Source organism: Flavobacterium aquidurense, assembly GCF_002217195.1.
GTDB classification, from domain to species: Bacteria; Bacteroidota; Bacteroidia; order Flavobacteriales; family Flavobacteriaceae; genus Flavobacterium; species Flavobacterium frigidimaris.
The window spans coordinates 223,246-248,360 of sequence record NZ_MUGR01000034.1; the positions used below are offsets into that span (position 1 = coordinate 223,246).

Annotated in this window: 20 protein-coding genes and 3 tRNA genes; 3 read left to right on the forward strand and 20 right to left on the reverse strand. The window is 34.2% G+C overall.

Annotation, left to right across the window (positions count from 1 at the left end; all coding sequences use genetic code 11):
- Positions 1–22: 22 nt before the first annotated feature.
- The 3 genes from B0A67_RS17535 to B0A67_RS17545 all read right to left on the reverse strand — a co-directional run bounded on the left by B0A67_RS17535 (position 23) and on the right by B0A67_RS17545 (position 3,848).
- Positions 23–2,662, reverse strand: a complete 2,640-nt coding sequence (locus B0A67_RS17535; protein ID WP_207557355.1) for a peptidase associated domain and porin domain-containing protein — start codon at positions 2,660–2,662, stop codon at positions 23–25.
- An 88-nt stretch (positions 2,663–2,750) separates the two neighbouring features.
- The gene (locus B0A67_RS17540; protein WP_072955089.1) at positions 2,751–3,476 is read right to left on the reverse strand and encodes a GLPGLI family protein; all 726 of its coding nucleotides are present in this window, start codon (positions 3,474–3,476) and stop codon (positions 2,751–2,753) included.
- Between the two features lie 123 nt (positions 3,477–3,599).
- Positions 3,600–3,848 (reverse strand): hypothetical protein, encoded by a 249-nt coding sequence (locus tag B0A67_RS17545; protein ID WP_072955092.1) that lies wholly within the window; start codon positions 3,846–3,848, stop codon positions 3,600–3,602.
- A gap of 134 nt (positions 3,849–3,982) precedes the next feature.
- Here B0A67_RS17545 and B0A67_RS17550 point away from each other — a divergent pair, with 134 nt between their 5' ends.
- Positions 3,983–4,312, forward strand: a complete 330-nt coding sequence (locus B0A67_RS17550) for a helix-turn-helix domain-containing protein (RefSeq protein ID WP_072955095.1) — start codon at positions 3,983–3,985, stop codon at positions 4,310–4,312.
- A 61-nt stretch (positions 4,313–4,373) separates the two neighbouring features.
- Here B0A67_RS17550 and pckA read toward each other — a convergent pair whose 3' ends face one another.
- Positions 4,374–5,978, reverse strand: coding sequence for a phosphoenolpyruvate carboxykinase (ATP) (gene pckA, locus B0A67_RS17555; RefSeq protein WP_072955100.1), 1,605 nt, complete (start codon positions 5,976–5,978; stop codon positions 4,374–4,376).
- 300 nt (positions 5,979–6,278) lie between these two features.
- The gene (locus B0A67_RS17560) at positions 6,279–6,665 is read right to left on the reverse strand and encodes a DUF423 domain-containing protein (protein WP_072955103.1); all 387 of its coding nucleotides are present in this window, start codon (positions 6,663–6,665) and stop codon (positions 6,279–6,281) included.
- A gap of 192 nt (positions 6,666–6,857) precedes the next feature.
- Here B0A67_RS17560 and B0A67_RS17565 point away from each other — a divergent pair, with 192 nt between their 5' ends.
- Positions 6,858–8,222, forward strand: coding sequence for a saccharopine dehydrogenase family protein (locus B0A67_RS17565; RefSeq protein WP_072955106.1), 1,365 nt, complete (start codon positions 6,858–6,860; stop codon positions 8,220–8,222).
- A gap of 78 nt (positions 8,223–8,300) precedes the next feature.
- Here B0A67_RS17565 and B0A67_RS17570 read toward each other — a convergent pair whose 3' ends face one another.
- The 5 genes from B0A67_RS17570 to B0A67_RS17590 form a co-directional block, all read right to left on the reverse strand.
- Entirely contained in the window at positions 8,301–8,732 is a 432-nt protein-coding gene (locus B0A67_RS17570; RefSeq protein WP_072955109.1) for an energy transducer TonB, read from the reverse strand.
- Between the two features lie 27 nt (positions 8,733–8,759).
- The gene (locus B0A67_RS17575; protein ID WP_072955128.1) at positions 8,760–9,983 is read right to left on the reverse strand and encodes a M56 family metallopeptidase; all 1,224 of its coding nucleotides are present in this window, start codon (positions 9,981–9,983) and stop codon (positions 8,760–8,762) included.
- A complete protein-coding gene (locus B0A67_RS17580; RefSeq protein ID WP_065449167.1) occupies positions 9,980–10,351 on the reverse strand; it encodes a BlaI/MecI/CopY family transcriptional regulator in 372 nt (123 codons plus the stop codon). Before B0A67_RS17580 ends, B0A67_RS17575 begins: the two co-directional genes overlap by 4 nt.
- A gap of 222 nt (positions 10,352–10,573) precedes the next feature.
- Entirely contained in the window at positions 10,574–10,996 is a 423-nt protein-coding gene (locus B0A67_RS17585) for a toxin-antitoxin system YwqK family antitoxin (protein ID WP_072955131.1), read from the reverse strand.
- A gap of 547 nt (positions 10,997–11,543) precedes the next feature.
- Positions 11,544–12,932, reverse strand: a complete 1,389-nt coding sequence (locus B0A67_RS17590) for a dipeptidase (protein ID WP_072955134.1) — start codon at positions 12,930–12,932, stop codon at positions 11,544–11,546.
- 109 nt (positions 12,933–13,041) lie between these two features.
- On the opposite strand from B0A67_RS17590, the gene B0A67_RS17595 reads away from it, so the two are divergent.
- Positions 13,042–13,123, forward strand: a tRNA-Leu gene (locus tag B0A67_RS17595).
- Positions 13,124–13,427: 304 nt separating this feature from the next.
- Here B0A67_RS17595 and B0A67_RS17600 read toward each other — a convergent pair.
- The 10 genes from B0A67_RS17600 to B0A67_RS17650 all read right to left on the reverse strand — a co-directional run bounded on the left by B0A67_RS17600 (position 13,428) and on the right by B0A67_RS17650 (position 25,100).
- Positions 13,428–13,661, reverse strand: a complete 234-nt coding sequence (locus tag B0A67_RS17600; RefSeq protein WP_072955137.1) for a hypothetical protein — start codon at positions 13,659–13,661, stop codon at positions 13,428–13,430.
- A 609-nt stretch (positions 13,662–14,270) separates the two neighbouring features.
- Positions 14,271–14,933: an HAD family hydrolase gene (locus B0A67_RS17610; protein ID WP_072955582.1), complete on the reverse strand. Its 663-nt coding sequence runs from the start codon at positions 14,931–14,933 to the stop codon at positions 14,271–14,273.
- A 421-nt stretch (positions 14,934–15,354) separates the two neighbouring features.
- Positions 15,355–16,938: an MFS transporter gene (locus B0A67_RS17615; protein WP_072955143.1), complete on the reverse strand. Its 1,584-nt coding sequence runs from the start codon at positions 16,936–16,938 to the stop codon at positions 15,355–15,357.
- 1 nt (position 16,939) lies between these two features.
- On the reverse strand, positions 16,940–17,992 hold the full coding sequence (locus B0A67_RS17620; protein ID WP_072955146.1) for an HlyD family secretion protein: 1,053 nt from the start codon (positions 17,990–17,992) through the stop codon (positions 16,940–16,942).
- A gap of 86 nt (positions 17,993–18,078) precedes the next feature.
- Positions 18,079–19,389, reverse strand: a complete 1,311-nt coding sequence (locus B0A67_RS17625; protein WP_242670982.1) for a TolC family protein — start codon at positions 19,387–19,389, stop codon at positions 18,079–18,081.
- A gap of 376 nt (positions 19,390–19,765) precedes the next feature.
- Positions 19,766–20,587: an AraC family transcriptional regulator gene (locus B0A67_RS17630; protein ID WP_072955152.1), complete on the reverse strand. Its 822-nt coding sequence runs from the start codon at positions 20,585–20,587 to the stop codon at positions 19,766–19,768.
- A 239-nt stretch (positions 20,588–20,826) separates the two neighbouring features.
- Positions 20,827–20,900: transfer RNA gene (locus tag B0A67_RS17635), tRNA-Asp, on the reverse strand.
- Between the two features lie 543 nt (positions 20,901–21,443).
- Positions 21,444–21,517, reverse strand: a tRNA-Asp gene (locus B0A67_RS17640).
- An 86-nt stretch (positions 21,518–21,603) separates the two neighbouring features.
- Positions 21,604–22,530 (reverse strand): DUF58 domain-containing protein, encoded by a 927-nt coding sequence (locus tag B0A67_RS17645; protein ID WP_072955155.1) that lies wholly within the window; start codon positions 22,528–22,530, stop codon positions 21,604–21,606.
- The gene (locus B0A67_RS17650; protein WP_072955158.1) at positions 22,527–25,100 is read right to left on the reverse strand and encodes a M1 family metallopeptidase; all 2,574 of its coding nucleotides are present in this window, start codon (positions 25,098–25,100) and stop codon (positions 22,527–22,529) included. The genes B0A67_RS17645 and B0A67_RS17650 overlap by 4 nt, the downstream gene beginning before the upstream one ends.
- Positions 25,101–25,115 lie beyond the last annotated feature (15 nt).

A 25,115-nucleotide genomic window follows, 5' to 3' on the forward strand; every position in this document is an offset into this window, starting at 1 on the left:
TCATCACTGAACAGCTTTTTTTCTACAATTTATAACTAATCGAAAACATCAGTACTCTGGGTAAAATATAGGTAGATTGCTGACTAATAATATAGTCCGAAAAATTAAAACTATTCTTTCTTCGAACATCTAGTACATTATTACAAATCACTTCAAATCCAAAAGGGTTATTTTTTCTCTGATAACGTAAACTCGTATTCATTACTTCATAATAATCACTTTGGTTATTTGAATTTATATTTTTAAGGTTTTGATAGTCTAATTTATAAATCCAAAATTTAAAAAACGTAAACTCCAAATTACCAGTAATGGCATCTGATTCATATTTTGTCTTAGTTAATCCGCTAAAATGACTAAAGCCTTTTTCATAACCAATAGTAAGATTTGGCCATTCTTTATAATTCGTTTTTATTGTTAAAGCCAGATTCTGATTGTTTCTATCGTTTAATGTAACGGTATTATTTAATTTTTGATAATAATTTAACCAATTCAAATTAGCATTTAACTTCAATTCAAAACGATATATTTTTTTCATAAAAGAACCATTAAAAACTAAATTCGTTTCCGGATCATTTGTTAAGACAGGTCTATTAAACTGATTGATACCTTCTACTTCCACCTGGTTTCTAATTATTTCTGTTCTTTTTGTGAAATTTAGATACCCATTCCAAAACACACCTTTATACATATTCATTTTTGTATAAAACAGATTGAAAGAATGATATCTGCCATTTTGCAACATTGCATTTCCTTTATAAACAAGGTTATATTTTTGTAACGTATATCTATTTGAAATTTGATTTACCTCAGGAAAATTTGCTTCAAGTTTATAATTAAAACCTATTTTTTCAGATTGATTAAATTCAAAATCACTGTTCCATTGCGGTTGAAATAATTTTTTCGAAAACTCATAATCGCCATCTATTTGATTACTTTTTAAGACATACCAATGATAATAAAGTCCTGCTTTATTTGTCCATTTCCCTATTTTAAATTTATACTCTAACCCGATATACAGATCATTGAATTGATATTTTGTTCTATTGCCAAATCCGGCCGTATTAAAATTATTAATTGTATTATCAGTTAACAATTGCACCTCAGCAGTTTCAAAATCAGAATGTTCAAAATTATTACCAAGATTGGTATACAAATGATTGCGATTGTTAATGATCCAGTAATGTTTTAAAACAGCATCAGCAATATTTGTCTTTAACTTTTTTAACTGCTCTATTTTATAGTCAATATCTTCCTGAAGGGGAATAAAACCAACTAAGAAAGGCTCATTTGTTGTCCATTGATTTCCTAACGTATTGTTTTTATAAGACTGACTTACAGCAAATGTTGTTGTATGTGCCAGACTGTAATTTTTATGCCATTCCAGATATTGCTTAAACGAAATATCATCAGCTTCATTAATCGTTTTAAACGTATTCGAATCTGCGTTCGTAAAAGAATTTATAACACCTTTTAAATCATTTGTACTGGATTGAAATTGTAAATTATAAAATATCTTTTGATTCTTGTCCGGAGTATAGTCTATTTTAAAATTAGTACTATTCAAAATACTATTGTTCTGATTGTTTTCTACCTTGTTTTCATAAGTCTGAGATGCGTTTTCCAAATATTCATTTTGAGCAATATTTTTTGCATCACTTATAATTTTCGAAAAAATTGAAAATCCTGAAACACTAAATTTTGGAGAAAAATTATAACTTAGATTTATAGCTTCAAATTGCGATTTATTTTCTGTTACATCTGTATTATCCTCAGTAAGCGAGTACAGATTATTAGATGTTTTTCTTTTTAACAAATAACTGCTTGACCCACCAGTAAATCTTCTTAAATCTGCATATGTAAAAGTACTTTTACCAATATTATTGATATCGCCAATAAAACTTACATTCAATTTAGGGGCATAATAAAACAACCCTGCATGAAGCAGATTAGATTTATCAATTCCTAATCCAAGTCCTGCCTCAACATCCCCAAAAATGAATTTCTTTTTATCTTCTTTGAGTTTTACATTCATCGCCAATTGGTCACTATCGGAAACTTTTTTCATAAAACCAACTTCATTAAAATGGTCAATAACTTCAATTTTATCGATTGCGTCTGCCGGAATATTTTCAACAGCCAACTTAGAACCTCCACCAAAAAATGATTTTCCTTCAACAAGCATTTGAGTTACTTGTTTACCCTGAACGGTTACAATTCCGTTTTTATCAACTTCGACTCCGGGAAGTTTTTCGAGAATTTCTTTCATTTTGCGTTCGTTGCCGTTTGCAAAACTTTTTACATTAAAGGTTAATGTATCTTGTTTAATTTCAATTGCTTTATATTCATGTTTTATAACAATTTCTCTTAAATTTTCCCCGCTTGGTTGAAGTATAAAGTCATGGGATAAATTGCCATTGATAGATTTAACTTCAAACAATTCATCAATAAAACCGATATAAGAAACGTTGATTTCATAATCTATCCCTTTATCCAATTCTAATCGATAACGTCCTTTATTATCTGTAATAGCAAATTTTATATTTCCCTTCTCTTGTAAAGGCTTCGCAATAACATTTGCTGATTCTAAACTAAAGCCGGAATTTGACAAAACTACACCTGTTAGCGTATAATGTGATTGCCCAATAGCGAATACTGAAAACAATAAGAAAAATACATTTTTAAGCATTCGTTTGTATTATACTTTCTAGATTGACATTAATACCACTTTCGATTATTATAATTATGAATGACTAAAACTTATCCTCAGGTTTTTTGAAACCTTTTTTAAAATCTTCATTTTTATATGCTGCCATTACTTTTTGGTCAAATTCTTCCTGATTAATTATTGGATAATCTTTTGGCTTTCCTATAACAGGTGGCTTAGATAAATTCAGATCAATTTTTCTAACTCCATACACAACATTTCGTACTTGTAATTCTAAAATTAACCCTGGCAGATTACCATAACCATTAGGACCAAAAGAAATAGGTATCTTGGGGCAATACCAGGCAACAACAGGAAAAACAAAATTTCCTTTACTATTGTTCACTTTTTTTGTAGAAGTCGCTTTATAACACAAAAAGCCTTCTATTTCTTTAGTCTCGTTTTCTAGCGTCCAGTCTTTAACAGCATCCGTTTTTAGCACATAATTGCCAAAACCGAAAATAGCACAAAGGGAATAATCTTTATATTGATATACCTCATTCATGTAACCAGCAGATACTTTAGACATAAAAAGATCTTGATTTCCAACCTCCAGGCTTTCATTACAAGAAAAAACAGCATTTTCTTTATTAAATAATAAAGTGAAGCTTAAATATTTTGCATTATTAATTGATTCTGTATATGGTCTTTCTAATATACTACCTTTAAACCCCTCTATCATTTCAATAGATACACCATATTCTATTTTGCCGTTTTGTATTTGCCCATAACCATTAATAAAAATCAATAAAAAAATAAAATTTATTTTCATAAGAAGTTGTATTTAATGAGGCTGCCTAAAAAATGTAGACAGCCTCTTTTATATTCGGAGATCTATCCGAATATTTAATTATCATAAGGATAGATAAAACTTTTGGAGATTCTATTTCTTAAATTAATTTCCTCCCATACATCTGCCCCATTCTCCAGCGCCATAAAAGAATGCTTCTGCATCTCCACATCCATTTTCTTTACATAAATCAATGGCTATCTGTTGTCTCTCATTACAACTACTAAATAATAATAATACAATAGCAGTTTTTACTTTTGAATTATCCAACTCTTTAACTCTAGTCTGTTTCTTTGCAAATGACGCACTACTAAAAGCGATAATTGCAAAAACTGTAAATAATACTTTTTTCATAATTTTAAATTTGTAATATTAATACTAAATTTTATATCTTACGAATATATTTACATAAGCTATTTCTTTCCATATCAATATAGAATAATCAGTATTCCCTTTTTGACTAAAAAAAACCATCAAACTTTTTTATTATGTCGATTGGATTTAAAATTAAAAAATTGAGAGAAGAGGTAAATTTGTCACAAGAAAATTTAGCGGTTCAGTTGGGTATTACTCAGAGCGAATTATCTAAAATTGAAAATGGCAGAGCGAAGAAAATAGATATATTTTTTATGGCTAAAGTGTGTGATTTTTTCAAGAAGGATTTTGATCATTTCACAGGTAAAAAAAGTGTTAATAAAGAAGTCGTCAGTTATACGATACAAACATCTTTAGCTATAATTATAAAGGAACTAAAAAAGATAATAGACGAAAATCAAAAGAAAGACGAAATAATAAAATTTCTGAAAAGCAAAAAGTGAGAAAAACAAAAAAGCTGTTCATCACTGAACAGCTTTTTTTAGTTTGAATTAGTAATCTTCCTTATTCTGTAACCGGTGCTCCTGCTAAAATTTCAGCATTGGCAAATTCTTCAAATTTGGCGAAATTCGCTTTGAATTTCTGAGCCAATTCAAGTGCTTTTTTATCGTATAACTCAGGATCTTCCCAAGTATTTCTTGGATTTAGAATTTCAGTTGGAACATTTGGGCAAGATTGTGGTTTTGCGATTCCAAATACTTTATGATTTTCAAATTCTACATTGTCCAATTCTCCGTTTAATGCAGCAGTAATCATGGCGCGGGTATATTTTAGTTTCATACGGCTTCCTGTTCCGTAAGGACCACCTGTCCAACCCGTATTGATTAACCAAACTTTTACATCTGCATCTTTCATTTTCTTGGTTAGCATTTCAGCGTAACGCGTTGGATGTAATGGCATAAAAGGCGCTCCAAAACAAGCCGAAAAATTAGGTTGCGGTTCTGTAACTCCTGCTTCAGTTCCTGCAACTTTTGCTGTATATCCTGAGATAAAATGATAAGCCGCCTGACCTGGAGTTAGTTTTGAGATTGGAGGCAAAATTCCGAAAGAATCTGCCGTCAGGAAAAATATATTTTTTGGATTGTGCCCGATAGAACCCGGCTGAATATTATCGATATGTGTTATTGGGTAACTTACACGAGTATTTTGAGTGATAGAAACATCATCATAATCTACTTCGTTTGTTCCCGGTTTGAAAACTACATTTTCTAATAGCGCGCCTTTTTTGATCGCTCTAAAAATGTCCGGTTCATTTTCTTCAGTCAGATTGATCACTTTTGCATAGCAACCCCCTTCAAAGTTAAAAACCGTGTTTTCTGCAGTCCATCCGTGTTCATCGTCTCCAATTAATTTACGTGCAGGATCTGCTGATAAAGTTGTTTTTCCGGTTCCTGATAATCCAAAGAAAATGGCCGTGTCTCCGGCTTCACCAACATTCGCACTACAGTGCATTGGTAAAGTATTCTTGAAAACCGGCAAGATGAAATTTAGAGCAGAAAAAATCCCTTTTTTCATTTCACCTGTATAACCTGTTCCGCCAATAAGTGCTATTTTTTTAGTAAAATCCAAAATAGCAAAATTAGACTGACGCGTTCCGTCTACGGCAGGATCTGCCATAAAACTTGGAGCACAAATTACCGTCCATTCCGGTGTAAAGTTGGTTAACTCTGAATCTTCCGGTCTTAAAAACATATTGTAGCAAAACAAATTCGACCAGGCTGTTTCTGTAACAACGCGAACATTTAATCTATAATTAGGATCAGAACAAACATAAGAATCACGAACAAAAACTTCTTTGTCCGATAAAAACTGAGTTACCTTATTATATAATTTTTCAAAAGCAGCTGGTTCAAAAGGAATATTTACATTTCCCCACCAAACCTGATCTTCGGTAATACTATCTTTTACAATATAGCGGTCCTGAGGAGAACGCCCTGTAAATTCGCCCGTATTAATTGCCAATGCGCCTGTAGAGTTCTCAACACCTTGGCCTGATTGCAAAGTGATCGCATGCAATTCATCAGCAGATAATTGGTAACGAACTTTTGCATTTTCAATTCCTAAGTCCTTAAGCGAAATCGATTGCGTGAAAACTGTGTGACTGTCCATAAATTTTAGTTGTGTGTGATAATTTAATAAGAAGCAAAATTACAGATTTATTCTCAATCCTTTAAAAAAAATTAAATTTCACTTTTATTTACATCAATAAAGCAAAATTTCGTTTTTAAAATCAATAAAATAAAAAAATAACCACCCCTAATTTGTTTTCCTATAATCCACAAAATGAATTTGTTATATTATTTACCAATTAAAGTAAAAAACAAGAGAAATTCACATAAATAAGATTATATGTTATTTATGAGACAAAATTAAAGATTAATTTTCAGATAGAATTTTTTATTCGGGATTTTATGATTTTCTCTTCAAAATCGCAATAAATAATAGCGCCCAGGCAATAATTAATAAAAAACCTCCTAAAGGTGTTGCGAATACGATAATTTTGAAATCGAAAACCGTAAGACTTTTCGTGGCTAATAAATAGATAGAACCGCTAAAAAGAAGTACACCTGCCACAACCAAATTATAGATTGTTTTTAAGGTTTTTTCAGCGATATCTTTTCTGGTCGAAAGAAAAAGTAAAAACAGAGCATGATACATTTGGTAACGAACACCAACTTCAAAAGTATTCAACTCTTCTACAGCTAAATATTTTTTCAGTAAATGTGCGCCAAAAGCACCCAAAATGATTGATACCATTCCCATGAAAGCTGCTGCTAAAACAATTTTTCTTTTCATAATTTCTATACTTTTTATTCTGTAACAAAAATACTTCAATACATTTTAAAAAGCATTTTTGTTTGCAGAAATCTTTTCAGGAAAAAGAAATTCATTACATTTTGGCTTTAAAATAAAATATACACCATTTTTGCAAAATTAAAATTGTTATATATTTAACAATTTAATATATTTGTGTGATAAATTTAAAATATGAGAAGCATTTTAATTATTGGAGCCGGTAGATCTGCCTCTTCCCTGATACGTTATTTACTATCTAAATCAGAGAACGAAAACCTACATCTTGTTGTAGCTGACCTGTCTTTGGCATTAGCCGAAAAAAAGACACAGAATCACCCCAACGCCACTCCAATTGCTTTGAATATTTTTGAGACCGAAGAAAGAAAAGCTGCCATCGAAAAAGCTGATATAGTGATCTCGATGCTGCCTGCCCATTTGCATATCGAAATTGCCAAAGATTGTCTTGAATTCAAAAAACATCTTGTAACGGCGTCTTATATCAGTGATGCGATGCAGGGACTGGATGAAGAAGTCAAAAAAAACAATCTTATCTTCATGAACGAAATTGGTCTTGATCCCGGAATCGACCATATGAGTGCCATGAAAGTTATTGATGAAATTAGGGCAAAAGGCGGCAATATGCTGCTTTTTGAATCTTTTTGCGGTGGATTAGTCGCTCCGGAATGTGATAACAATTTATGGAATTACAAATTTACCTGGGCACCACGAAATGTGGTTTTGGCCGGGCAAGGCGGCGCAGCAAAATTTATTCAGGAAGGCACTTATAAATATATCCCGTACGGAACGGTTTTTCGCAGAACCGAATTTCTGGAAGTAGAAGATTACGGAAAATTCGAAGCCTATTCGAACCGTGATTCGCTCAAATACAGATCGATCTATGGCTTAGATGATATCCTGACTTTATATCGCGGAACGATTAGAAGAGTCGGTTATTCGAAAGCGTGGAATATGTTTGTGCAATTAGGAATGACAGATGATAGTTATATCATGGAAGATTCTGAAAACATGAGCTACCGTCAGTTTGTGAACTCTTTTTTGCCGTATCACCCGACGGATTCTGTAGAAATAAAAACACGATTGATCTTAAAAATCGATCAGGACGATATCATGTGGGATAAACTTCTGGAACTGGATTTGTTTAATCCGGACAAAAAAGTCAATTTACCCAACGCCACTCCTGCCCAGATATTAGAAAAAATATTGTCAGACAGCTGGACTCTGGAACCCAACGACAAAGATATGATTGTCATGTACCATAAATTTGGATACGAACTTCATGGCAAAAAACAGCAAATCGATTCGAAAATGGTTTGTATTGGCGATGACCAAACTTATACTGCAATGGCAAAAACCGTTGGACTACCCGTTGCAATCGCAACGTTATTGATTTTGAACGGAAAAATTACAACTCCCGGCGTACAGCTTCCGATAAAAAAAGAAGTGTATCAGCCTATTTTAAAAGAGTTAGAAGAATATGGGGTTATTTTTAATGAACAGGATATGCCTTATTTTGGATATAATCCAGACTTATTTTAAGGTCTGGTTTTGTTGGTTTTTTTTAGAATTTTTTTAGTTTTTAATTTTATCCGCTTCTAGATTTTAGAAGCGGATTTTTTATTTAATACCTTGTAACGTAATTGGCAACATATAAATTACCCGTACAGGCTTTCCATTGTCAGATGCTGGAATCCATTTTGGACATTTTTGCAAAACACGAATAAATTCTTGTCCTGAAATAATTCCAACTTCATTCTTCCATATTTCGATATCAGATAATGTCCCATCCGTCTCAATTATAAATTGAGCAAATATTTTTCCCGAAGGTTCTTTATCAGATATTTTAAAATTAGTCCCAACAAATTTGTAAAATTTCTCCATACCACCCGGGAATTCTGGTTTAACTTCAACTTCCCTTACAGTTTTATACGGTAGTTTTTCATCTAAATTATCTGTCTTTTTTTGTGAATAGATACAATTATTTACAATAAGAAAGAAAAATAGAAACGGAAAGACTTTTAATTTTCCAGTGTTTAACTTAGCTAGCATAATATAGTTTTTATCTAATATAATAAATTATTTCTCAGCCTGAAGCGTTATTGGCAAACTATACATGACCCTAACAGGTTTTCCTTCCTGAGTAGCCGCTGTCCATTTTGGAGAAAGTTTCAAAACTCGGGTTGCCTCATCACCTATTCCGTAACCGGGATCTTGCAATGTTTTAATACCAGATAAACTTCCGTCTTTTTCAATGATGAATTGCATATAAGCCTTTCCTTCGATTTTATTTTTATTAGCTTCTGCAGACATTTTAAAATTTTCTCCAATAAATTTATAGAATTTTGTGAGACCGCCTGGAAATTCAGGTAATTTTTCAACATCGGCGAGTACATAAAGGTCTTTTTCTTTAACATCAGCTTTGTTCAATGCTTTTTGAGCCGTTGCTTTTGTACTAAAAACAAACAATAACAAAGCATAAACTACACCTACACTAAATACCTTTAACACAATTTTAATCGGGGATTCTTTTTTGGTCATCATAAGTAAACGTTTTTTAGTTATTAAATAATTAATATTACTTGCTAAGGCAACTGTATTTTTATGTGAAGCAAAGTCCAATAATAGATTCTGATAACTTTTTACAGATCCAAACTGTTTATTCACTGCTTCATCTGCCAAAAATTCGTGATTGAGTTTAATTGCTTTTTTATAAAAGACCAACAATGGATTGAACCAAAAAACAATTTGCAAAACTTCTATAAAAAGAATATCCAGAGTATGTTTCTGATCTAAATGTGCTTTCTCATGCGCTATTAGTTCTGACGGAATTTTACCTTTTTCGAATTCATTTTTATTGATGAAAATCGATTTCCAAAAAGAGTGTGGCAAAATAGGTTGCTCGATTAAAACTATTTTTTCGCCTTGTATAAATTCTACCTGATTATTTTTTATTCTTTTATAAAATGAATACAAATTCAGGACAAGACGAATCGTTAACATCAAAACTATAAAGGCGTAAAAAATTCCAATTAAAACAAACACAAAATCATTTACTGAAATCATCTCAGCATTTTCATTGCTTTTTTGAATAACCAATTCTTCAAGTTGAATGAATCCAATTTTGTTAGAAAAACCAGAAGCAATCGAAATAAGTTGCAACGGAATCACGAAACTAAAAACCAAACTTCCTAATAGATAAATGCGATTGAAACGAAACATTTTTTCATTTTCAAGCCACAATTTATATACTGCGTAAAAAACCAAAAGCAGTATTCCTGATTTTAAAAGATAGAGTGTCATTTTTTCTTTTTTTGAATTTCTGAATCGATTATTTTTCTAAGTTCTTCTAATTCCGAAGTCGACAAATTGGTTTCTTTCGTGAAAAAAGAAGCAAATTGTGATGCCGAATTATTGAAAAAACTGCTGATTAATCCGTTTACGTGTTTCGAAAAATAAACCGTCTTTTCGACCAAAGGATAATATTCTCTCGAATTTCCGAATTCGTTATAGGCTACGAATTTCTTGTCGATCATTCGTTTCAAAAGCGTTGCCACGGTTGTGGTTGCGGGTTTTGGTTCGGGATAGGCTTCGAGTAAATCTTTCATAAAAGCTTTTTCAAGCTTCCAAAGATGTTGCATTAATTGTTCTTCTGAGTTTGATAGTTGCATGTTTTTTTCTAAGGTGCTAAGGTTCTAAGTTTCTAGTTTTTTTGCCACGAATTGCGCTAATCTTCTCAATTTTTTTTGCCACTCCCGATAGCTATCGGGATAGAATGATTAAAGGATTTTTTGATGATTACGATTAATCTATATTCTATATTCTATATTCTATATTCTATATTCTTTAAAAAAAAATCCGCGACAATCCTTTTCATCCGCAAAACCCGTGGGCTATTGTATTGCTTTTTCTGAAATCAAATCGCCATTCTTATAGTTTTTAATTTCGGTTAGTTTTCCTTTATCTGAATAGAATTTCCAATCACCAAAATAAAACCAATGTGTTTCTACCGCATTGACTTCGATTTTGGTTTTTCCTTTTGATTGTAGTTTTCCGTTTTCATAATAATATCTTACAATACAGATTCCGTTTTTGTATTTTTCGGTTTTGTAGATTTTTCCATTGATGTAGGATTTCCACTTTTTTACCGGCTGATCATTCTTATAATATTCGAACGATTTGTATGTAGTGCTATCTTGTTCGTAATTATCGACCCAAAGACCTTCTTTCTTTTTATCAATCTTCTGATTAATGAGTTTGCTTTTACAACTAAAAAGCATCATTCCGCAAAAAAATAGTAAAAGAAGGTTTTTCATATTTTTAGTTTATCTCTACATTTATAGATGTTGCTCTACAAATGTAGAGTTATTTTTTTAATATGCAAGAAAAAAGCTTTTTTTGTTTCAGGTTTCAGGTTTCAGGTTTCAAGTTGGCCGAAAGTTGAATAGGCTCCAGCTTTAGCTGGGGTTTAAAATAAATGCGTAGAAAATGGCTTTAGCCGAATAATTTCTCAGGTGTTTAAAAATTTCGGCTAAAGACAATTCTTTTCATCTAAAAAATCCCCTGGCTAAAGCTAGGGGCTATTCAATTCTGATGAGAAAAACCTTTGTCACTTTGTTCCTTTGCAACTTTGAACCTTTTTTAAACCTTTGAATCTTCTTTAAGCGTTAGGGATAGGAGCGATATCCTTTTTGTTTTTTCTTTAAAAACAAAAAGATATAGCGGATAGCCCGACCGTAGGGAACGCCCATAAAAAAATCCGCTTACTCTTAAAGAATAAACGGATTTTATTTTGATACCTCACAGGTTTTAAAAACCTGTGAGGAAAAAAACTTTGTGTCTTAGCGACTTCGTGGCAAAACCTTACTTACTTAATTCTACAAAATATTTGTAAAACAACGGAATTGTTTCGATTCCTTTTAAGTAATTGAAGATTCCGAAATGTTCGTTTGGCGAGTGAATTGCATCAGAATCCAGACCAAAGCCCATAAGGATGGTTTTACTTTTTAGTTCTTTTTCGAACAAGGCTACAATCGGAATACTTCCGCCTGAGCGAACCGGAATTGCAGGAACTCCAAAAGTTTCTGTATATGCTTTGTTTGCCGCCTGATATCCAATACTGTCAATTGGCGTAACATAACCTTGCCCGCCGTGATGAGGCGTTACTTTTACGGTAACTCCAGCTGGTGCAATACTTAGAAAATGTTTGGTAAAAAGTTCTGTGATTTCATGCCAATCCTGATTAGGAACCAAACGCATGGAGATTTTCGCAAATGCTTTGCTTGCAATAACCGTTTTTGCCCCTTCGCCTTGATATCCGCCCCAGATTCCGTTTACGTCTAATGTTGGACGAATTGAGTTGCGTTCGTTCGTTACATATCCTTTTTCGCCGTAAACATCGTTTAGATCTAAGGCTTTTTTATATTTTTCTAAGCTAAAAGGTGCTTTTGCCATTTCGGCTCTTTCTTCAGCAGATAATTCCTGTACTCTGTCGTAGAAACCAGGAATGGTAATATGATTGTCTTCGTCATGCATAGAAGCGATCATTTTTGCCAAAACATTAATTGGGTTCGCCACTGCTCCACCGTATAATCCTGAATGTAAATCGCGATTTGGACCTGTAACTTCTACCTCTACATAACTTAAACCACGTAAACCTGTCGTGATCGACGGTTGTTGGTTCGAGATCATTCCCGTATCTGAAATTAGGATTACGTCGTTTTTCAGTTTTTCCTGATTGCGTTCTACAAACCAGGCCAAACTTGCCGACCCTACTTCTTCTTCGCCTTCGATCATGAATTTTACGTTACAAGGCAAATTATTGGTTTGCACCATATATTCAAGCGCCTTTACGTGCATGTACATTTGTCCTTTGTCATCGCAGGCACCACGAGCGAAGATTGCGCCTTCCGGATGAATTTCGGTTTTTTTGATTACGGGTTCAAATGGTGGCGATGTCCATAATTCGATTGGATCTGGTGGCTGAACATCATAATGTCCGTAAACTAGAACTGTTGGTAAATTTGGGTCGATTATTTTCTCTCCATATATAATTGGATACCCCGGAGTATCGCAAATTTCGACTAAATCACAGCCTGCTTTTGATAAACTTTCCTTTACTGCCTCGGCAGTATCGATAACATCTTGCGAATATGCAGTGTCAGCACTTACCGACGGAATTTTTAATAATTCGATCAACTCATTGATAAAGCGATCTTTATGTTGTTGAACGTAGGACTTAATATTTTCCATTGAAATAATTTTTATAGAAGTTCAAAAATACAAAAAAGAGAATTAATATTTTTTTTCAAAAAATGCTTTGAAATATAGAAGTTATGTTTATCTTTGCACCCACAATTGAGCGGATATGGTGAAATTGGTAGACATGCCAGACTTAGGATCTGGTGCCGCAAGGCGTGTAGGTTCGAGTCCTATTATCCGCACTGAAAAAAAGCTTCTGAGAAATCAGAAGCTTTTTTGTTTTTAGAATGGATTAAAATCCATCCCTACAATATGTTCCGTTTCCCCGGAACTCTTTATAAAATTCCGGAGGAATTATTTATTTTGTAGCTAGTCTTGATAGCTATCGGGATCAATCCCTTGAAACGTAACGCACACCCAAAGTTTGTCATTCTGAGGAACGAAGAATCACACCAGAAACTCCGCACAGGATGTCGTCAATCTTTGTCGAATACTTTATGTGATTTCTCCTTCGCTCGAAATGACAAACTAGGCATAAAACTCTTTTCACTCAAGATCTAAATAAGGATCTAAAGCTTCTGCTAATTTATTGAGCCAATAAAAATTATCTTCAATATTCTTTATTTCAGATTCGACCGTTTCGCATTCTCTCATTACCGCTAAAGAAAGAACATAATTTACTTGACGTATTGCCTTTGCCACATCTTTAGGATCCATAACATCAATAAAAAAATCTTTTAGTCTGGCTTCAACTTCTTTTGAATAATTTTCTATACTCATAATTTTAAGGTTTTAAAAAAGCAAAAATCCTTAGAACTTATTTTCATTTGAACTCATATATGCGTTCAACTCTAATTATTATTTTTGTATAGACAGAAATCGTAAATTCGACATAATTTATTATCCGTAAAGAAATGTTACGAACCATCACAATAAAAAAACTCAAAAAACTTGATCTAACACAAAAATTAGCAATAGCAATTCCTATTTTGTTTATTTTGAGCTGTTTAACAAAAAGTTATATTGAAAGATTCAGATTTTCTGACGAATTTCGATGGATATATGAAAATGGTAGTTTTGGCACTTTAATTTTATGTATTTTTCTTGTTGTTTTTTCTTTTGCCAATTCTATTTTACTTATCAGGGATTTAAAAACAAAGCTTCTTCCAAAACTTTTATGGATTTTATTAAGCTTATCAGTTTTTCTATACGTCGCTATTGCCTTAATAATTACATTTTTTAGATAAGGATTAATTTCCGACTAAACCTTTTCAAAACATAAAAAAAACCTCCAGTTAAAACTGAAGGCTATTCAAATTATGCTCATTTTACTAAAATGAACTTATATTTCTTATGTGGTTCAAATCTTCACAATCCACTTTTTACAAATTACTTTTCACCCAAAAGCTCCAGAATCTTATCAACATTCACTTCACTATAATCATTGATATAAAAACTACATGGCGGAAGTTGTTCTTTTGTATGCGTACTCAAAACACCTACGACTTTCATTCCTGCATTTAGTCCCGCTGTAACACCTGAGAATGAATCTTCGAAAACCACACAATCAGACGGAGCAACACCAACGCGTTTGGCGGATTCCAGATAAACTTCGGGATTTGGTTTATGAAATTTTACGTCTTCACTTGCCATTACAGAATCCATTTTGTCTTCGAATTTTAATGCTCCCATAATCAAATCAAGATTTGCGCGCGGTGCCGATGTTGCCACAGCCGTTTTGAAACCTCGAGATTTCAGTTCGCCTAAAAACTCCAAATAATGCGGAATGGTTTCGACTTTGTCTTTATAAATCTCACGAAACATTCCTTCTTTTTCATCTTCTAGTTTTATGAGTTCTTCTCCCGCAATTGGGCGTTTGAAAAAATGACTCATAATATAACCATTATGTTTTCCGTACATATGTTCTTCAAATTCCTGCTCTGAATGAGGAATTTGGTATTTATCGAAAAATGCCTCGAAAGCTTTTGCATGATGCGGATTGGTGTGACAAATCACGCCATCCATATCAAAAATTACACATTGCTGTTTCATTCTGGATTTTGTTTTTTTAACGGTTGCAAGATAAGTTTTTCCGCAGAGTTGCACGAAGGTTTCTCGCAGAGATTCGCTGAGTTTTTTTAATCTCGCAATCCCGATAGCTATTGGGAGCAGAGTCGCAAAGTTTTGTTTATTGCCACAGATTAGAAAGATTAAAAGGATTTTTTTTACGCAGATTCTGCAGAATTTAAGCAGATTTATTTTTGATGAATTATAATAATTATCTGCGCATATCTGCTTAAATCTTTTAAAATCTGCGTGAAACAAAAAACTTTGCGCCTTCGCGACTTTGCGAGATTAAACCCGACAAAGATTGGGCTTTCGTTGCAGAGTTCCGTGCGTGTCCTTCGACTTCGCTCAGGATGACAAAAAATGCGAACAACTTTGAACCTGAAACCTCAAACTTGAAACAAACCTACCCTATCCAAATCTTACTTTTAACCAATGTCATGGTTTGTTTTAAATGCTGATTGCATGCGATAAGAATAATTAAAACCACCAAACCATAGCCAACGATGGTATAAATCTCCATATCGGCCAATAGAGTCGATTGTTTGGCGACGGTGCTAAAAACTTTTTTGAGCGCCAATGTATTCGATTCGTCAAGCGAATATCCTTTTGCAGCAAAACTTTGAGCAGTTTTAGAGATCGTTTCCTGAGCTTGCGGATTATCTCCGGTTACGAATTGACTTAACTTTAGGAAGTGTTTCTTATTCAGGAATACCATTGCATTCTGCATGACACAAAATCCAATTGTGCTTCCCCAGAAACGTCCTGAAACGCCAACAATTCCAGAAGAAACCGCCATTTTTGCCGGAACCGATGATGTGGTAAACAAGATCAGAGGAACAAATAAAAATCCAACACCAATACCTTGCAAAACATACGGAATGATAATATCTGATAAAGCGACATCGGGCACAAAAAGAAAGGTAAACCAAAAGTGAAATACCGCAATTAACGAAAATCCAATGATAAAAATGACTTTGGTCGAAACGGATTTCATTAGAAAAAAAGCAGCCAAAATTAGACCGATTACGTTTCCTAATCCGTTTATGTATTGTACGCCGGCAACCCTGGACGGATCCCAATTCCAGATCGAAAACATCGCCGAATGACAAAGACTTAACGTTGCTCTGCTGATATAAAAGAGAAAGAACAATAAAAATCCAATTCGGAGATTGGCGTATTTAAAAACTTCAAAATCAAAAGTGGGTCTTTTTACCAAAAGTTCTTTAAAGATGAATAAACCTCCCGTAATCAAAGCGATTATCAATGTTAAAACCATTTGAGAAGACTCAAACCAGTATTTTTTTTCGGCATAAACAAAAAAGTACGCTCCGCAAAGAATTGCCGTTAGAACCAAAATATAACTGATCCAGTCAATTTGATACAACGGAATTTTCTTTGTGATTCTATGTCCGCGAAAAGTCACCAGAATCAAAAAAACATTCAAAACCTGAAGTCCGCCCGAAACATACAACATGTATTTCCAATCGTAATGATCCAGAAACCAAACCGCGATATTCATGATAAAGGGCGTTGACAACAACAAGGAACCGTAATAAAAAGAGAAACCAATTATGATGGCGTTTTTAGAATTGAATTGCTCAATCAATAATTGTCTGATCGTAATTACCGGAAGCGCCATTAAAATTCCCTCGGCAACACGCAGCAATAAAAAAACATAAAAATTCGTAATATAGGCTGATGAAATTATCGTAATCCCGATAACAGAATACACCGCCATCAGATAATTCTTGGCAGGAAAAAAACTCGAAAATCTACTTTCGATCAAAATCGTGGCCAGCAAAGTTCCGTACGTAACGCACATCGCAAACTGCAAATCTTCGGGCTCAATGTCCAGAAAACTTGCTGCGTAGGTTACGTTTGACGTATAAACTCCCAATAAAATCATGGAATGCAGCAAACAGACAAACAAAATAATAATGATTGCCCATTTTGGAACCCAGGATTTAAAAATACTTTTATCTTCCATTTTATTGGTGTTCTGCAATAACCGTGATGTTCATTCCGGCTCTTAAAAAGTCGGCTTGTTTACTGGTTTCTTTTAATTGAATTCTAACCGGAATTCTTTGTTCGATTTTCACGAAGTTTCCTGTTGCATTATCCGGTGGCAATAACGAGAATCTCGCGCCACTTGCAGGAGATAATGAAGTGATGATTCCTGTAAATTCTTTACCACTCAAAGCATCGGCCTGAATGCGAACTTCCTGACCAACGGTTAAATATTGCAATTGTGTTTCTTTGAAATTGGCCGTAATCCATTTTTCTTTACTTACTATAGAAAGCAGTGATTGCCCTTCCTTAACCATTTGTCCCGGCTGCAAAGTTCTTTTACCCACCCAACCGTCATATGGCGCGGTTATTATGGTGTACGAAAGAAACAATGCAGCGTTATCTGCCACAGCTTGTTTCGACGCAATATTGGTTTGCATCGTAGGAACATTTGCCTGCGCCTGAGACGTACTTAAATTGGATGACTGAATCCTGTCTCGCATTTCCTGAAAATGTGCTTGCGCCGATTCGTAATCCGCTCGTACTTTCTCTAATTGTTGCGATGTTGCCGCTTCGTCTTTTACCAAAGCCTGGTAACGTTCGTATTCTAATTTTGTTTTCCAAAGATTGGTTTTTGCAGCCGCCAATTGCGATTCGCCAATTGTGGTTGTACTTGCTGTTGTGGCCACATTTCTTTCGGCAACAACACTGCTTTGTTTCGCACTTTGAACATCGGCCAGTGCCACATTCAATTTCGATTTATATTCTCGATTATCAATCACCACCAAAGTATCGCCTTTATGCACAAACTGATTTTCATCAAAACGAACTTCCTGCACATAACCTGTAATACGCGACATAATAGGCGTTACATATTGTTCGACCTGCGCGTCATTGGTTTCTTCGTGATTACTATTGAACACATAAAACCAAATTCCCAAAATGATTCCGCTTGCCACCAAAATGCAGGCAATAACTGTTATTAACACATGAAACGTTCTGTTTCTTTTAGTTTCATTTTTTATCTTAACCATAAACTCTATATCTTTTTCTATTATCTTGATTCTATTCTCTTGATTCTAACTTCTTTCTTCTTGCCTCTATTCTCTTTCTTCTTAAACTAAATTTCGCTTGGCATTATTCCGGCCGTATGAAGTAATTCATAATGTTTAAGAATCGCATCTAATCTTGTAGAAATCTTATTGTATTTCGCCTGTAATAAAGCGTTATCGGCATCAACCATTTCGGTTATCAAAACCAGTTGATTGAGGTATTTTAGTTTTACGATTCGGTAATTTTCATTGGCCAAATCCAAAGCTTTATCTACAACCACAAATTTTTCAAGGATTTCCTGGTATTGGGTATGTTCTTTAAACAGTTTATCCTGAATTTCATCTTTTATAATTTCAGACTGCATTTTTTGCCATTCGATTTGCGTCGTAGCCTGTTCTACTTTGGTCTTGTTTTTATACAAAGCCGAAATATCAAAATGCGCTTCGATACCAATTTGCCCTAAAGTGTACAAATACGGATTTGGTGGAAAAAACTTGTAGTTGGGATAATAAAAACCATAATTCCCAAAGAAGTTTACCGTTGGCAGATAATTTCCTTTCACCAATTTCAGTTCTGTTTTTTTGATGTTTAATTCCTGGCTGGCAATTCGCATTTCTTCGTTCTGAAAAGCTTTTTCCAAATAAAAGTTATACGGATCCAAGCCATTCATTTTATCCATATTGGCCGTAGTATCGATCGCTACTTCTTCGTTTTCAGGAATCTGAATCAAAGTTTTTAAATCATGCAATGCAATCTTTATATTTTTTGAATTCGTCAAAGAGTTTAATTCACGGTCTGAAAGTTGTAATTCTGCCCTAAGAACTTCGTTTTTGGTAACGGTTCCGTGTTTTTGAAGCGACTGAACTTCTTTCAATCGGCTTTTTTCTTCTTTGATATTTTCTTCAAAAATCTTCTGAAGTTCCATCATTTTATAAATCGCCAGATAATTGGCCACTACTTCAAGCTCGATATCATTTTCGGTCTTTTCGGTTTTTATTTTGGCAATTTCATTTTCCTGATTGGCAATTTTAATAGCGTTGTTGATTTTGTTTCCGGCATAAATTGGCATTTTAAAAGCAGAATTGACCTGATAAATCTCCGGAATTGCCTTTGTTACTTCTTTACCATTTAAGAAACCATTTCCTTTGAATTCCGTTATATTGGTAATTCTGGAATATTCGCCGTTTAATTCGATATCCGGCAAACGGAGTTCTTTTCTTTCTTTGATGTTTTGCTCAGAGAGCGTAGTCTCTAACTGAGATCTAAGGATTTTTTTATTGTTTTCTTTGGCCAGTTTCACCGCTTCACTTAACGAAACCGAATGAATTTCCTGTGCTTGTAAACTATTAAATGTCAATACGATTAAAAATAGTAACACGATTTTGAGAAAACAATCTTCTGTAGAATTTGTTGTTTTAAGGAACATGAATATTTTAAGATTTTAATACTGCAAAGTTCCTGCATTTTTTTGGTGACTGATAATTCTAAAAAGTCAATAACATATTCATTTCGGACAAATGTTAAAATTTTATTTATCGAAAACGTTATATTAAAATATTGAAAAACAACACGTTGTAAAAAAATATATAAATTGGGGTTTCACGCTCCCGATAGCTATCGGGATAAAAATTTAGACAGATGTACGCAGATTATTTTATTTCTTATGGAAATTTAGTAAAGATTTAGAAAGATATTTTTAAATAAATCTGCGCTGATCTCCTAAAATCTGCCAAATCTGCTTGAAATAAAAAATTTTACTTCCTTTCTAAAATCTCTTCCCTATTTAAGTAATCAGAAGGTCTTTGGCCGAGGAATTTAAAAAATGTATTACTAAATGTCGGCACACTATTATAACCCACTTCTAGCGCTACCTCTTTTACGGAAAGTTTTCTTTCTAATAAAAGCTCAATAGCTTTTAGAATTCTTCGAATAGTATAATATTGAATGAATGACATATTAAGGTCTTTCTGAAACAAGCGATACAAAGAGCGTTCGCTATACCCAAATTGATGTGCCACCTCAGCAAACAGAATCGTGTCTCCCAGATTATTCTCTATATGTCGCAGAATTTTACTCAAACGCGGATCTTTGGGCTGCGGTAATTCTAAAGGCAAATTGGCCAGGCAAATTTGAGGTAATATTGCTTTGATCGCTTTGGCAATGGCAAAATTCGGGCTTCCTTTTTTAAGATCACCATTCCACCTATTGGTAAAAAGCATCATTTGTAATAATAAATTATTAACCGGATAGATACCTTCGCTCTTATAAAATAGGTCTTCGTCTTTTTCAACCGGAAAATACAAATTACGCATGGTCACACTTTCAGATTTTGGTTCAATACTGTGCGCAACACCACTGGGGATCCAGATAAAATGTCTTGCCGGTAAAAAATAGGTTTTAGTTTCTGTCGTTACAAAAACTACATCGCCTTCAGCATATAGCAATTGTGCTTTGTCGTGTTTATGCGTAGGCACAAACAATTCACCCATCAAATCATGGTGGCAGTAAATGCTTTTTTTATCGGCATCTACTTTTTTGATATAGTATTTATCTAGTTTCTGACCGGAATGTTCCATTGAAGTAATCGAATATCTTTCTTGTGCTATAAATGTAGGGAAATTTAAATTCCAAAATTTTAAAAAATTCCAAAACTGGATTGTGTAGATTTAACCGCAAAGGACACAAGGTAAAAAAGCAAAGTTCGCAAAGCTTAATTAAAAACTTTGCGAACCTTGCGTAAATCTTAGCGCTCTTTGCGGTTCAGTCTTAAAAACAAAAAAGCCTTTCCGTTAAGAAAGGCTTCTCCCAATATTTGCGGTCTGGACGGGACTCGAACCCGCGACCCCATGCGTGACAGGCATGTATTCTAACCAACTGAACTACCAAACCAACTGCGTTATTGTGAGTGCAAAAATACAACAGAACTTGGATTATACAAGGCTTTTTGCGAATAAAATTTGAGAAATTTTTAATGAACTGATTTTAAAGAAATTCCAAAGTTAAATCCCGACGCTTCGGGACCAAATTCCAGATCTAAAAAGCCAAAAAGTCGAATTTAACTGCAAAGCGCGCAAAGCTTTTATTCATGATTGGTCTATAAAAACGTAAAGTTCGCAAAGCTTAGCCTTGAATCAACTTTGTGAACTTTGTGTTTTCTCCACCTAATATAAAGTAAAACAAAAAATCCGCAAAGCTTTAAAAAAACTTTGCGGACTTTGCGTATCCCGATAGCTATCAGGATTGTGTTCTTTGCGGTTAAATCAAAAGTGTCCTAAATCAAAAAAGCCATCCACAAAAGTGGAAAGCTTTTCATTGGTCTAACTACTAAACCAGCTACGAGTTACAAAGTCGTAGCAAAACAACACAACTAATCTTAGATACCGTATTTGGGCAAAAAAGCCTTTCCGTTAAGAAAGGCTTTTCCCAATATTGCGGTCTGGACGGGACTCGAACCCGCGACCCCATGCGTGACAGGCATGTATTCTAACCAACTGAACTACCAAACCTCTGCGTTATTGCGGTTGCAAAGATAGTACAGAATTTCGTTTCTGCAAGCGTTTTGCTAAAAAAAATAAAATATATTTTCAAATTATTAGCCAAAGTTTTGTTTTTCAACTAAATATGTAGTCAATATTTTTTCAAAATTATCGCCAACATTCACCGGAACGTACTTAATTTGGTTCTTTGCACAAGTCAAAGAGAGTTTTTTAAAGTACTCTTCTGCCCTCTTTTCATATTCTGCTTTTACATTATCAGCAAAAATAGATACTTCTTCTCCTGATTCTAAGTCAATAAACTTTCTTGGCGTATTGTCAAAATCAAATTTAAGCTCTGTTTTATCATCGACGACATGAAACAAAACAACTTTGTGTTTGTTGTGTTTAAGATGCTGTAAAGCATTAAAAAGCTTTTCATCATCTTCTGACTGAAACATATCGGTAAATATAATAATCATCGAACGACGGTGCATTTTCTCTGCAATCTGATGCAGATATGTAATCGTGTTGGTCGTTTTCTTTATTTTCGGCTGTTCTAATAATTGCTCGAGTTTATTGAGCAGCATTCTGTGATGGCGATCACTTCCTTTTTCAGGAGCATAGTATTCGTAACTGTCTGAGAAAACGCTCAAACCTACGGCATCACGCTGTTTCTTTAAGATATTCATTAAAACTACCGATGCCAAAACTGCAAAACCAATCTTCTTTTCATAAAATGGCTGACCGGATTTTAGTTCCGGATAATGCATCGACGACGAATTATCAACAATAAGATGACAGCGCAAATTGGTTTCTTCCTCAAAACGTTTGGTATACAAACGGTCTGTTTTGGCAAACAATTTCCAATCGATATGTTTGGTGCTTTCGCCAGCATTATACACTTTGTGCTCAGCAAACTCAGCCGAAAACCCATGAAACGGACTCTTGTGCATTCCGGATATAAAACCTTCTACAACCTGATTTGCCAGCATTTCGAGATGCTGAAAACTGGATACTTTCTCTATTTCCGATTCGATTTTCATTCCGTTTCTTTTTTAATATTTTGTGCGCGGTACAAACCGTCTGTCGCCTGCAACAGTTTTCGTTTTAATATCGGACTAAAATTAGGGTTTTCTTTTAAGAATCGCTGCACTTCATCAAACGCATATTTAGACGAATATTTCCCAATCGTATTATTCAGCCAGTCTTTTGGAAAGAAAATATCTCCGGTACGCTGAATTTCCTCCACCAAATCTAATGAAAATCTGATATACTTTTGAGCACTTTCCTGACGTAACGGATGGTTGATATTCGCCAAACCTACAGCAACCCACGATTCTTTTTCCCTGTTTTCATCGTCTTTCAATGATTTTACAAAAGCATCACGAACCATTTCATCTTTCGATAAAGAAGGAAGCAAAAACTCAAATCGCTTTTGTTTGTCCGGATTGGTGATTGTTGTTCTGGTTTTATTCAGGATTTCATCTGCTTTATCATGTTTAAATACCGCCAGATTCATTGCCATATTGGTATAATCGTCTTCATTTAGTTTTAAGCTCTGAATCACTTTTTCTTTATCCCATAACGAATATAATTTGGCTTTCGCCGAATCTGAATACGCAATTGAACTGAATAAATTAAATACGGTCTTTTTGATATTGCCTGGCAAATTGGCTTGTAAACGACTGTACAAAACATCTTCTAATTGTTTCTGCGCTTTGGTTTGTTGCTTTTCGGTTAGGAATTTCCAAAACACATTACTTGTTTGGTTGGTAATTATTTTCAAAACCAATTCATTTTCTTCCTGCTGAATTCCTTTTAAAAAACAATCAAAAGCTTTACCTGGCGCAACATTTCCCGTTAAGGTATTTTCATAAATATTGATATAGGTTGATGCTCTCGCTACCTCATCTTTCAAAGTCAAAACAGATTCTATATTCCCGTCAAGCGGAAAAACACCGTAACCAAAACCATTATAATTGTAAATGATACTAAGTGGTTTTTCAAGCCCAATGGCTTCTTTTACCAATAGATTTTGATCTTTAATATTAACCGCAATAACTTTTACCTGATCGCGATAAACCAGACCAATCTCAAAAATCTGAGGCCAGATATTTGTTGATTTATCTTCGGCTTGCTGACTTATTTCAAACTTTTTGATACGGTTTTTAGCCTCGTATTCGATCTTATTTTTAAAAATAGCTCTTCCTGATTTGTTTACCCAAACTTCACTCCATTTTTGCATATCAAGCGGTGTTTCAGCATCCAGAATTTCGACCAGATTATTCCAGTCGGCATTGTCGTTGGCGTATTTTTTAATGTATTTTTCGATTCCTTTCTGAAAAGCTTCTTTTCCCATCGAAGCTTCAAGCTGGCGCATCATAATTGGGGCTTTATTATAAATAATCGCCCCATAAAGTGATCCGGCATCTTTTAAGTTCGCTAAATGTTGTTTTATCGGATGTGTGCCCAGCGAACGATCTTCCGCATAAGCGTTAGGATAATGCGCTGTTAAAAACTGGAGATTATGATTGACTTTCGGGAAAATCGGGTTCATGATTTTATCGGCCATAAAATTGGCAAAGACCTCTTTCATCCAGACATCGTCGAACCATTTCATAGTAACCAAATCGCCAAACCACATATGCGAGGTTTCGTGCGCAATCAATTTTGCACGATCTAATTTCTCGCTGTCGGTAGAACTGTTATCTAAAAACAAAGTCGATTCTCTATACTGAATCGCCCCAACATGTTCCATTCCGCCATATTGAAAAACAGGAATCGAAGCGAAATCCAATTTCTGAAAAGGGAATTTATAATTGGTATATTTTTCTAAAAAGTCTACTGATTGTTGGTGTAAATTAAAAATAGTATCGGTGCTCACGCGTATTTTTTCTGCATTGTTTTCACGATACAGCATTGTCATTTTTCTATTCCCCGGCTGCTGCTTCACCGTTTTGAATTTTCCGGCCACAAACGAAAACAAATACGTGCTCATTTTATCTGACTCTCCAAAAGTATAACTCGTAAAATTTCCTTTTTCTACTTTTTCTTTTACATCGGCCCCAGCCAAAACGGTCCAGTCTTTTGGAACCGTTAAACTCAATTTATAAGTCGCTTTAATATCCGGCTGATCAAAACACGGGAACAAAGTACTGGCGCGATCCGGAACTAATAAGGTATATAAGAAATCATCATTTCGGTTTAAAGATAAATCTCCGGCGACAAAGGAAATCGAAATTGTATTTTTTCCCTGAATCAAATCTTTAGCAGCAATAACAATATGTCCTTTTTCATGAACGACATTCGTGTTTTTTCCGTTAACCTGAATTGATTTTATATTTTGAGATTTCACTTTAAAATCCAGATACAAAGGCTCAGTCAAATCTGATATTGTCAAATTCAAAGTCAGATTCGAATTGATTTCCTGTTGTTTTTGCTGTGGAATTTCAAACGAAAGTCCATAAGTTACATTTGATATTTGATGTTTTCGAAAACGCGCCATTTGCTCTGAAACGCCATTCTCTAAAAGAAGATTTTCTTTTTGTTTCGATTGAGAAAAACCAATTGTAGTAAATGCGAGAAGACAAAGAAAGCTGTAGAAAATTTTCATTTTTAAGGGAATATT

Coding starts and splice junctions, on each gene's coding strand:
- B0A67_RS17540 (WP_072955089.1), bottom strand. CDS start 3,476: ATGAAAATAAATTTTATTTTTTTATTGATTTTTATTAATGGTTATGGG.
- B0A67_RS17545 (WP_072955092.1), bottom strand. CDS start 3,848: ATGAAAAAAGTATTATTTACAGTTTTTGCAATTATCGCTTTTAGTAGT.
- B0A67_RS17550 (WP_072955095.1), top strand. CDS start 3,983: ATGTCGATTGGATTTAAAATTAAAAAATTGAGAGAAGAGGTAAATTTG.
- pckA (WP_072955100.1), bottom strand. CDS start 5,978: ATGGACAGTCACACAGTTTTCACGCAATCGATTTCGCTTAAGGACTTA.
- B0A67_RS17560 (WP_072955103.1), bottom strand. CDS start 6,665: ATGAAAAGAAAAATTGTTTTAGCAGCAGCTTTCATGGGAATGGTATCA.
- B0A67_RS17565 (WP_072955106.1), top strand. CDS start 6,858: ATGAGAAGCATTTTAATTATTGGAGCCGGTAGATCTGCCTCTTCCCTG.
- B0A67_RS17570 (WP_072955109.1), bottom strand. CDS start 8,732: ATGCTAGCTAAGTTAAACACTGGAAAATTAAAAGTCTTTCCGTTTCTA.
- B0A67_RS17575 (WP_072955128.1), bottom strand. CDS start 9,983: ATGACACTCTATCTTTTAAAATCAGGAATACTGCTTTTGGTTTTTTAC.
- B0A67_RS17580 (WP_065449167.1), bottom strand. CDS start 10,351: ATGCAACTATCAAACTCAGAAGAACAATTAATGCAACATCTTTGGAAG.
- B0A67_RS17585 (WP_072955131.1), bottom strand. CDS start 10,996: ATGAAAAACCTTCTTTTACTATTTTTTTGCGGAATGATGCTTTTTAGT.
- B0A67_RS17590 (WP_072955134.1), bottom strand. CDS start 12,932: ATGGAAAATATTAAGTCCTACGTTCAACAACATAAAGATCGCTTTATC.
- B0A67_RS17600 (WP_072955137.1), bottom strand. CDS start 13,661: ATGAGTATAGAAAATTATTCAAAAGAAGTTGAAGCCAGACTAAAAGAT.
- B0A67_RS17610 (WP_072955582.1), bottom strand. CDS start 14,933: ATGAAACAGCAATGTGTAATTTTTGATATGGATGGCGTGATTTGTCAC.
- B0A67_RS17615 (WP_072955143.1), bottom strand. CDS start 16,938: ATGGAAGATAAAAGTATTTTTAAATCCTGGGTTCCAAAATGGGCAATC.
- B0A67_RS17620 (WP_072955146.1), bottom strand. CDS start 17,992: ATGGTTAAGATAAAAAATGAAACTAAAAGAAACAGAACGTTTCATGTG.
- B0A67_RS17630 (WP_072955152.1), bottom strand. CDS start 20,587: ATGGAACATTCCGGTCAGAAACTAGATAAATACTATATCAAAAAAGTA.
- B0A67_RS17645 (WP_072955155.1), bottom strand. CDS start 22,530: ATGAAAATCGAATCGGAAATAGAGAAAGTATCCAGTTTTCAGCATCTC.
- B0A67_RS17650 (WP_072955158.1), bottom strand. CDS start 25,100: ATGAAAATTTTCTACAGCTTTCTTTGTCTTCTCGCATTTACTACAATT.